The sequence below is a fragment of the Geomonas sp. genome (assembly GCF_056994735.1).
Window position 1 is genome coordinate 1 of sequence record NZ_JBXKJL010000436.1, and the last position, 8,671, is coordinate 8,671.

The 8,671-nt window shown below is 61.0% G+C and carries 10 protein-coding genes, 1 pseudogene and 1 riboswitch; of the genes and pseudogenes, 10 read left to right on the plus strand and 1 reads right to left on the minus strand.

The genetic code is table 11. From position 1 onward, the window contains the following. The 5 genes and pseudogenes from AC11W3_RS19020 to dtd all read left to right on the plus strand — a co-directional run. A pseudogene (locus tag AC11W3_RS19020) lies at nucleotides 1-126 on the plus strand (diaminopimelate epimerase); the annotation flags it as partial. A 268-nt stretch (nucleotides 127-394) separates the two neighbouring features. Next, nucleotides 395-811, plus strand: a complete 417-nt coding sequence (locus AC11W3_RS19025) for an HIT family protein (protein WP_484090936.1) — start codon at nucleotides 395-397, stop codon at nucleotides 809-811. A 2-nt stretch (nucleotides 812-813) separates the two neighbouring features. Next, nucleotides 814-1,659, plus strand: coding sequence for a deoxyribonuclease IV (locus AC11W3_RS19030; protein ID WP_484093553.1), 846 nt, complete (start codon nucleotides 814-816; stop codon nucleotides 1,657-1,659). Between the two features lie 26 nt (nucleotides 1,660-1,685). Beyond that, nucleotides 1,686-2,204, plus strand: a complete 519-nt coding sequence (locus AC11W3_RS19035) for an O-acetyl-ADP-ribose deacetylase (protein WP_484090938.1) — start codon at nucleotides 1,686-1,688, stop codon at nucleotides 2,202-2,204. Continuing rightward, on the plus strand, nucleotides 2,201-2,662 hold the full coding sequence (gene dtd / locus AC11W3_RS19040; RefSeq protein ID WP_484090939.1) for a D-aminoacyl-tRNA deacylase: 462 nt from the start codon (nucleotides 2,201-2,203) through the stop codon (nucleotides 2,660-2,662). The genes AC11W3_RS19035 and dtd overlap by 4 nt, the downstream gene beginning before the upstream one ends. Here the strand turns inward: dtd and AC11W3_RS19045 are convergent. Beyond that, complete coding sequence (locus tag AC11W3_RS19045; protein WP_484090940.1) at nucleotides 2,655-3,026, minus strand: pyridoxamine 5'-phosphate oxidase family protein; 372 nt, start codon at nucleotides 3,024-3,026, stop codon at nucleotides 2,655-2,657. The two genes, dtd and AC11W3_RS19045, sit on opposite strands and share 8 nt — an antisense overlap. Nucleotides 3,027-3,121: 95 nt before the next feature. Here AC11W3_RS19045 and AC11W3_RS19050 point away from each other — a divergent pair, with 95 nt between their 5' ends. From AC11W3_RS19050 to metX, 5 genes are all read left to right on the plus strand, one after another. After that, nucleotides 3,122-3,976, plus strand: a complete 855-nt coding sequence (locus AC11W3_RS19050; protein ID WP_484093554.1) for a TIGR02757 family protein — start codon at nucleotides 3,122-3,124, stop codon at nucleotides 3,974-3,976. Between the two features lie 79 nt (nucleotides 3,977-4,055). Further along, nucleotides 4,056-5,762 (plus strand): aminodeoxychorismate synthase component I, encoded by a 1,707-nt coding sequence (gene pabB, locus AC11W3_RS19055; RefSeq protein WP_484090942.1) that lies wholly within the window; start codon nucleotides 4,056-4,058, stop codon nucleotides 5,760-5,762. 18 nt (nucleotides 5,763-5,780) lie between these two features. Next, entirely contained in the window at nucleotides 5,781-6,644 is an 864-nt protein-coding gene (locus tag AC11W3_RS19060; RefSeq protein WP_484090943.1) for an NAD(P)-dependent oxidoreductase, read from the plus strand. Continuing rightward, a complete protein-coding gene (locus tag AC11W3_RS19065; protein ID WP_484090944.1) occupies nucleotides 6,641-6,811 on the plus strand; it encodes a hypothetical protein in 171 nt (56 codons plus the stop codon). Before AC11W3_RS19060 ends, AC11W3_RS19065 begins: the two co-directional genes overlap by 4 nt. Before the next feature lie 77 nt (nucleotides 6,812-6,888). Beyond that, nucleotides 6,889-6,990, plus strand: a riboswitch (SAM riboswitch). A 111-nt stretch (nucleotides 6,991-7,101) separates the two neighbouring features. Further along, a complete protein-coding gene (metX, locus tag AC11W3_RS19070; RefSeq protein ID WP_484090945.1) occupies nucleotides 7,102-8,205 on the plus strand; it encodes a homoserine O-acetyltransferase MetX in 1,104 nt (367 codons plus the stop codon). Nucleotides 8,206-8,671: the final 466 nt, after the last annotated feature.

Consider the following 8,671-nt stretch of genomic DNA (forward strand, 5'->3'; position numbering starts at 1 on the left):
CTGACCGACAAGAAGATCCTGAACCACCTTTCCGGCGGCGACCTGGAGATGGAGTGGGCCGAAGACGGCAACATCTACATGACCGGCGCGGCCGTGGAAGTCTTCAGCGGAGAGATAAAGCTGTGAATGGTGAATAGTGAAAGGTGAATGGTGAGAGGCCTAGGCCCTTTGCTGTTCACCGTTGCGGTTTCACCTTTCGCCCATCCCCTTACCTTTGACGGCGACACTGTTTATCGACCATGGCAGCACAAGTCCCCCTCCCTGACCCTCCCCCTCCAGGGGAGGGGATGTGGGGCAGGGGTTTTTCCATTCACCATTCACGGTGCTATGCACCTTTCACCTTTCACCTTTCACCTTTCACCTTTCACGGTGCTATGGATCCATTCACGCCCTTATGCCCTGTCCTATCTGCACAAAATGGGAAGACGAACCGGAGCAGCGCATCGTCGAGCTGGACCAGACTCTGGTGTCGCTGAACCGCGACCAGTTTTTCCCCGGCTACTGTTTCGTCTATACCAAAGATCACGTGACCGAACTCTTCCACCTGGAGGAGGCGGTGCGCAACCAGGTCATGGCCGAAGTTACCGCCGTGGCCAAGGCGCTTTACAACGTCTTCTCCCCCGATAAAATCAACTACGAACTGCTGGGGAACATGGCGCCGCACATGCACTGGCACATCGTGCCACGCACCTCCAGCGACCCGTTGTGGCCCCGCCCCCACTGGAGCGAGCCGCACCAGGAACTCATCCTCTCTCCGGAGCAGTACCGCGAACGGGTGGATCTGATCAGATCGCAGCTGACAAAAGGATGACCATGGACTTCTTGGGAGCGCACGTCTCGATAGCAGGCGGCATATTCAACGCACCGGAGCGCGGGGCCAACTCAGGCGCCGGAGTCATCCAGTTCTTCACCCAGAACTCCAACCAGTGGAAAGGCAAAGCGGTCTCCGCGGACGACGCCGCTCTTTTCAAGGAGAACATGGCGGCTCAAGGGATCGCCGAAGCCATAAGCCATGACATCTACCTGATCAACCTGGCCGCAGGGCCCGGCGAGATCCAGGACAAGAGCATCACCGCCTTCAAGGAGGAGATGGAGCGCTGCGCCCGGCTGGGGGTCAACAAGATCGTCATGCACCCAGGCTCCCATGTCGGCGACGGCGAGGCGGTCGGTATCAGAAGGATCTCGGAAGCCTTCGACCTCCTTTTCACGATGGTCCCGCAGTTCACGGGAAAGATCCTGCTGGAAAACACGGCGGGACAGGGAACCTACCTCGGCTACCGCTTCGATCAGCTCAAGGCCATCATGCAGGGAACGTCGTTCCCGGACCGCTTCGGGGTCTGCTTCGACACCTGCCACGCCTTCGCCGCCGGTTACGAGCTCATCAACCGGGATGGCTATCAAAGGACCTTCGAGGAATTCGACAAGATTCTGGGGATCTCGACCCTGCAGGCCTTCCACCTGAACGATTCGAAGAAGGGGCTGGGGTCCAAGGTGGACCGCCACGAACACATCGGCGACGGTGCGCTCGGCCTCGAGCCCTTCCGCTTCATCCTCAACGACCCGCACTTCGCCACCGTCCCCAAGGTAATCGAGACCCCGCATGAGGAGGGTATGGACGTGGAAAACCTGAAGCGGTTGAGGAGCCTGATAGAGAGCTGAGCGACCACCAGCACCGGAGGGACGTCATGCCTGAAAAGATCGAGATAGTCGAGGGCGATATAACCCGGCTGGCAGTCGACGCCATCGTCAACGCCGCCAACTCCTCTCTCCTTGGCGGCGGCGGAGTCGACGGAGCCATCCATCGGGCCGCCGGATCACAGCTCCTCGAGGAATGCCGGACCTTGGGCGGATGCCCGACCGGCGAGGCCAGAATCACGGCAGGATACCGGCTCCCGGCACGGCACGTGATCCACACCGTCGGCCCCGTCTGGCATGGCGGGACCAGGGGGGAGCCGGAACTTTTGCGCAACTGCTACCGGAATTCCTTCCGCATCGCCCACGAGCACGGCGTCACCAGCATCGCCTTTCCCGCCATAAGCACCGGGGTCTACCGCTACCCGATGGATCAGGCCTGCCGGATCGCCCTCGAGGAGGCCAAGGCCGCCGTTGCGAGGTATCCGGAGCTGAAAAAGGTAATCTTCGTGGCCTTCTCCCCACAGGCACGGCAGATCTATGAGCAAGCGGCAGAGGAGGTTTTTAAGTGAAGGCTGTCATCCAGAGGGTAAAAGAGGCACGGGTGCGGGTCGAAGGAAGGGTGGTCGGCGAGATCGCGTCCGGGGTGCTGGTCCTGCTCGGTGTGGAGAACGGCGACACCATCAGGCAGGCGGACTGGATGGCGGAGAAGATCGTAAACCTGAGGATCTTTGCCGACCAGGAGGGGAAGATGAACCTGGCCCTTCCCGATGTCAAGGGCGCCGTGCTGGCCGTTTCACAGTTCACCCTAGCCGGCAACTGCGAGAAGGGGCGTCGCCCGTCATTCGATACGGCGGCCGCCCCTGACGAAGCCAATAAACTCTACGAGTACTTCATGGGGAAGGTGTGGGAACTTGGCGTGCCGGTGCAGAGCGGGATTTTCCAGGCCGACATGGAAGTCTCCCTGGTCAATGACGGCCCCGTCACCTTCATCATCGAAACCCCGAGGAAAGGACCGCCCACTACGTAAGGGGGCGCACCTCGTCTACCTTGAAATAGACAACCGTCCTGATGGCGGGGCCGGCGGCAGGTATCGACCTCTCCCTCGCCTCTTCCTTGAATTTCTCCAGCTCTTCCGCGACGCTCGTCTCCTCTTTTATGGTAAGGGACAATCTCCAGCCGCTGTATCCCCGGGTGGGGGCCAGATACAGGTAGCTTGCGTGCGGGTTCGACTTCAAATTGCCCAGAGTGCGTCCCTCCGAAAAGCCCCAAGCCACGGTGTTCTCATCGATGACATGCGGGATGGCGAACACTGCAAGGTTGACGACACCGCTTGCGTCGGCCGTACCGATAATGCCCCTCCCGCCTTCCGGAAACAGTTCAGCGAGCTTCATGTGTGCTGCCCCCTTTTAGCTTTAAGCTGTTCAACCTCTATGATAATCTAGCAGGCTGTGACGGAATGTCCATCGCCTCAGACAGGAAGTAATCCGTGGAGCTCAAGCCGATCCTGGAACAACTTTACGCCTCCCGATCGCAGGCCCATCTCGCCAACGACCCTCTATCCTTCTGTCATCGCTACAAAAATCCGGAGGACGGGGAGGTGGTCGGCCTGATCGCCGCCTGCTTTGCCTATGGCAAGGTCAGCATCATCCGCAAGAACCTGGAAGGGATCTTCGGCGTCATGGGGGACTCCCCCAGACGCTTCATCGAGAGCTTCACTTATAATGAAGGGGCACGGCTCTTCGCCAACTTCAAGCACCGCTTCAACGACTGCCGCGACCTTTGCGCGCTGCTCCTCGCCTGCCAGACCATGCTGAGGGAAGCCGGCTCCATCGAGGGATGGATGCTGCGCTTCCACGACGAGGCGAGGGAAGACGTGACCGAGACGCTCGCCGGCTTCTGCGCCGCCGTCAAGAGCCTGGACCTGTCGGAGGTCTTCGGCAGCGCGGGCATCCCTCGAGATTCCTACTTTCCCTTCTTCTTCCCTTCCCCCGCCACTGGAAGCGCCTGCAAAAGGATGTGCATGTACCTGCGGTGGATGGTCCGCCCCGACGACGGCATCGACCTGGGGATGTGGAAGGGAATATCGCCCTCGAAGCTGGTGATCCCGGTGGACGCGCACATCCAGAGAATCTGCCGGTTCCTGGGCTTCACCAGCCGGAAACAGGCGGACTGGCGGATGGCGTGCGAGATCACGGCGAAGCTGCGGGAGTTCGACCCGGCGGACCCGGTGAAATATGACTTCTCCCTCTGCCACCTCGGCATCTCCGAGGGCTGCGACGGCAAGGATCTCAGCAAATGCCTCGACTGCCCCATCAGCGGCATCTGCTCGGGCGGGCGGTGAATCTCAAGAGCCCACCACAGAGGAACACCGAGGCCCCTCAAGGGCCAGCACTTCCTAATATCTGACCTGGACTGAAGTATTGAATACACCCGCCACATATATACACGGCTTCTCCTTCACCGGACAGGTGGGCGAGGTCATTGCGCTCAGACCGGACGAAGTGGTCCCGGCCCTGAAACACCTGGAGCGGCAGGTGGCTGCAGGGCTGCACGCGGCGGGGTTTATCAGCTACGAGGCTGCCGACGCGATCAACACGGACCTGGGCACGTGTCAGGGAGGGGATTTCCCACTCCTTTGGTTCGGCCTCTTCGAAACGCGCTCCGCTGAATCATTACCCTCCTGCCCGGAACCCTTTGAAACCTCCGAATGGGAGCCATCCCGCAGCGAAGAAAGCTTCGTCGGCGCCGTCACCTCGATACGCGATCTCATCGCCGCCGGTGACTGTTACCAGATCAACCTGACAATGCGGCAGCGCTTCTCCTTCTCCGGATCACCCCGTGCCTTCTTCGACCAGATCCGTGGCTGCCAGCCCACCCCTTACAGCTGCTATCTAGAAGCCGGGCGCTACAGGATCGTCTCGGCTTCGCCGGAGCTCTTCTTTTCGGTGGCTGACGGGATCCTCACCACGCGCCCCATGAAGGGGACCGCCTCCAGAGGGAGATCCGCTGAGGAGGATCTCGCACAGAAGAAAAGGCTGGGAGAAAGCCCGAAGGAGCTTGCCGAGAACCTGATGATCGTCGACCTCCTGAGAAACGACATGGGAATGGTCTCGCAGACAGGCTCGGTGCGCGTGGCCTCGCTCTTCGACGTGGAGACGCATCCGACCGTGCACCAGATGACCTCCACCATCGAATCCCGGCTGAAGGACGAGGTCGGTCCACTACAGTTGTTACAGGCCCTCTTCCCTTGCGGCTCGGTGACGGGCGCACCAAAGAGAAGGAGCATGGAAATCATCGCAGAGATCGAGGGAGAGCCGCGCGGCCTTTACACCGGTTGCCTGGGCTATTTCTCCCCTGGAGGCGAAGCCAAGTTCAGCGTCGCCATACGGACAGCCGTCATCGACCTGGAGTCGGGGCGCGGGGAGATCGGCATCGGAAGCGGCATCACCTATGATTCGGTTTCGGCAGACGAATACGCAGAGAGCCTCTCGAAAGCCCGTTTCGCGCAGCAACCGGGGTGCGACTTCCACCTCATCGAATCGCTTCTGTACGACGACGGGTACTTCCTTCTGGAGCGGCACCTGGAGAGGCTCGCCACTTCTGCCTCCTATTTCTCCTTCCCCCTGGATCCGGGAGCGGCAAGGCGTGCGCTGGAGGATGCGGCACCGACGGTTGGCGGCAAGCACAAGGTGCGGCTGCTCCTATTCAAGGACGGCGGGATCAGCTGCGAGGCGGCTCCGATCGAGGCTCCTGCGCAGGATGCCACTGCCGGGTTTTCCAAGGCGACTGTGCAATCCGCGGATCCCTTCCTCTACCACAAGACGAGCAGGCGCGCCCTGTATGCCAAGGAGTTAGCAACCAGGCCCGATCTTACCGAGATCATCTTCATCAACGAAGGTGGCGTGGTGACCGAAGGGACGAGCAACAACATCGTCGCCCTGATCGACGGCGAGCTTCTTACTCCGCCGGTAGAGTGCGGTCTCTTGCCGGGCACACTCAGGGGGGAGTTACTGGCCGCAGGGACCATCAAGGAGAGGACACTTACCCGGAGCGACCTGGAAGAGGCGAAAGAGGTCTACCTGATAAACTCGGTGCGGAAGTGGCGCCGGGTGCGGATTGTCGATTAAAAATAGCGGAGGGAAGGCATGGAAAAATACGGATTTTTGGGACTCGGCATCATGGGGAGCGCCATGGCGAAGAACCTGCTCAAGGCGGGGTTCAAGGTCACGGTCTGGAACAGGTCGAAGGACAAGTGCAATGAACTCGCCGCGCTCGGCGCCGAGGTCGCCGACACGGCTGCCGAAGTCACTGCCTCCTGCGGCATAACGATCGCCATGCTGGCCGACCCGGCGGCGGCAAGAGCTGTCTGCTTCGGCCCGGGTGGCGCTCTCGATGGGATCGGTGATGGCAGGGGCTACGTCGACATGTCCACGGTCGACGCCGGCACGTCGCAGGAGATCGGGGCCGCCATCGCTGCCAAGGGGGGGAGGTTCCTGGAGGCGCCGGTATCGGGGAGCAAAAAACCGGCGGAGGACGGTACCTTGATCATCCTTGCCGCGGGTGAAAGGCGGCTCTTCGACGAGTCGCTGCCACTCTTCGAGAAGATGGGCAAGAAGAGCCTCTTCCTCGGCGAGCTGGGCCACGGAGCCGAGATGAAGCTGATCGTCAACATGGTGATGGGGGGGATGATGACCATCTTCTGCGAAGGGATCGCCCTGGCCAGCAAGTCCGGGCTCTCCGGTGCCGACCTCCTCGACGTCCTCGACTCCGGCGCCATGGCGAACCCGATGTTCAAGCTCAAGGGGGCGCAGATAACTGAAGGCTCCTTCCCGACCGCCTTCCCCCTGAAACACATGCAGAAGGACCTTCGCCTGGCCGTCGCCCTCGGCGACTCCGTGGGACAGCCGCTTTATTCGGCGGCGGCGGCGAATGAAAGCTTCAAGAGGGCCAAAGCGCTGGGACTCTCCGACCAGGATTTCGCCGCAGTCTTCCGCGCCATTGAATCATGAAGAAGCTTCTTTCCTGGGGAGGCGTAGGCCTACTGACCAGCGCTTTGCTGGACCCGGTCATCTACGCCACACTCGACAAGCCCGTTCCCTGGGGGAGGGATCTGCTGATGGCGGCAGGGGGGATCCTCTGCATCTACCTGATGGTCAAGTACCGGGATTGTCTGTAGGCGCCTGGACTCAGTTTGGCGTTGACAAAAGAGAGCGCCTCCCTTATTCTTCACCGAAAATTGAATACGGAAGACCTAGCTTATCAAGAGTGGTGGAGGGAAAGGCCCTGCGAAACCACAGCAACCGGCCCCGGAAGGGGCGCCAGGTGCTAAATCCTGCCGAAAGGCGAAGATGAGAAAGGCGCTTTGTCACATCTATAACCCCAAAAGCCCCTTCTCATTACCAGAGAGGGGGCTTTTTTCGTGCCCCCGGCGCGGTCCTCCCTAGGAAAGAAGTTGTAGAGAGAGATATGTCCATCGGCATAGTAAAAGAAGAGATCGCCAGGTTTGACACGGAGCTTCGCCTGGAAAGTGGTCGTATCCTCGGCCCCATCGAGATGGCCTACGAAACCTACGGCACTCTCAATGAGGCCCGCTCCAATGCCATCCTGGTCACCCATGCCTGGACCGGGAACGCGCATCTTGCCGGGCGGTACAGCCCCGAGGAAAAGAGAGCCGGCTGGTGGGACGACATCGTCGGTCCCGGCAGGCTTCTCGATACCGACCGCTATTTCGTGATCTGCTCCAACGTCATCGGGTCATGCTTCGGCTCCACCGGCCCGACCTCCATCAACCCGAAAACCGGGAAACGCTACAACCTCGCCTTCCCCGTGATCACCGTCCGGGACATGGTCAAGGCCCAGACACTGCTTATGGACCGGCTGGGGATCGAGCGGCTCTACTGCGTGCTGGGCGGGAGCATGGGCGGGATGCAGGCGCTGGAATGGGCGACCCAGTACCCGGACCGCGTCGCCTCGGCAGTAGTGCTGGCCACCACACCCCGCCCCTCGGCCCAGGCCATCTCCTTGAACGCGGTGGCCCGCTGGGCGATCTTCAACGACCCGAACTGGAAAAAGGGGGAGTACCGCAAGAACCCGAAGGACGGCCTCGCGCTGGCCCGCGGGATCGGCCACATCACTTTCCTGTCCGACGAGTCGATGACCGCCAAGTTCAACCGCCGCTTCTCGGCCCGCGACGGGCAGTTCGACTTCTTCGGCCAGTTCGAGGTGGAAAGGTACCTGAACTACAACGGCTACAACTTCGTTGACCGCTTCGACGCCAACTCCTTCCTCTATCTCGCCAAGGCCCTGGATCTCTACGACGTCTCCTGGGGCTACGAATCGATTGACGACGCCTTCGCACCGGTAACGGCCGCCATCCAGTTCTTCGCCTTCACCTCCGACTGGTTGTATCCCCCCGCCCAGACCGAGGAGATGGTGACCTCACTGCAGAAGCTGGACAAGGACGTCGAGTACCACCTGATTACCTCCGCCTACGGACACGACGCGTTCCTGCTCGAGCACCAGACCTTCACCCCGCTGGTGCAGGCGTTCCTCGAGAAGGTCAAGTACTGACTTATTCCCTCTCCCCGAGGGAGAGGGGGGACTTGCACCGTGTCCTTCCGGGAAGGGGGACACCGGAAAAGGTGCTTGTGCGGAAGTCGGTGGCTGTTGCGTCCCCCCCTTGTCAAAGGGGGGACAGGGGGGATTTGCAGTGGGAGCGCATCGTTGCTGCGGTTCGCGCCCGGAAGGGCGCTCCTACGAAAGGGAGAGGGGACTGTGGACAAAGAGCTTGAATAAAAAAGGCCGCCCCGGCAATGGGGGCGGCCTTTTCCTTTTATAGCTTCTGCCCTACCCTACCCACTCCCTTTGAGAGGGGGTAGGGGTGGGGGAAGGTCCCGCTGCCGGCACTGACGGCATCAAACCGCCGCCGGCACGCCTTCGAAATCCGGCACCCGCACCGCGTGAGGGATCTCCTTCTCCCAGTCGAGGATCACTGCCACGTCCTCATTGAGCACCATGTCCTCGCCGGACGGCATGG

Coding starts and splice junctions, on each gene's coding strand:
- AC11W3_RS19030 (WP_484093553.1), top strand. CDS start 814: ATGGACTTCTTGGGAGCGCACGTCTCGATAGCAGGCGGCATATTCAAC.
- AC11W3_RS19025 (WP_484090936.1), top strand. CDS start 395: ATGCCCTGTCCTATCTGCACAAAATGGGAAGACGAACCGGAGCAGCGC.
- AC11W3_RS19065 (WP_484090944.1), top strand. CDS start 6,641: ATGAAGAAGCTTCTTTCCTGGGGAGGCGTAGGCCTACTGACCAGCGCT.
- AC11W3_RS19045 (WP_484090940.1), bottom strand. CDS start 3,026: ATGAAGCTCGCTGAACTGTTTCCGGAAGGCGGGAGGGGCATTATCGGT.
- AC11W3_RS19060 (WP_484090943.1), top strand. CDS start 5,781: ATGGAAAAATACGGATTTTTGGGACTCGGCATCATGGGGAGCGCCATG.
- AC11W3_RS19035 (WP_484090938.1), top strand. CDS start 1,686: ATGCCTGAAAAGATCGAGATAGTCGAGGGCGATATAACCCGGCTGGCA.
- metX (WP_484090945.1), top strand. CDS start 7,102: ATGTCCATCGGCATAGTAAAAGAAGAGATCGCCAGGTTTGACACGGAG.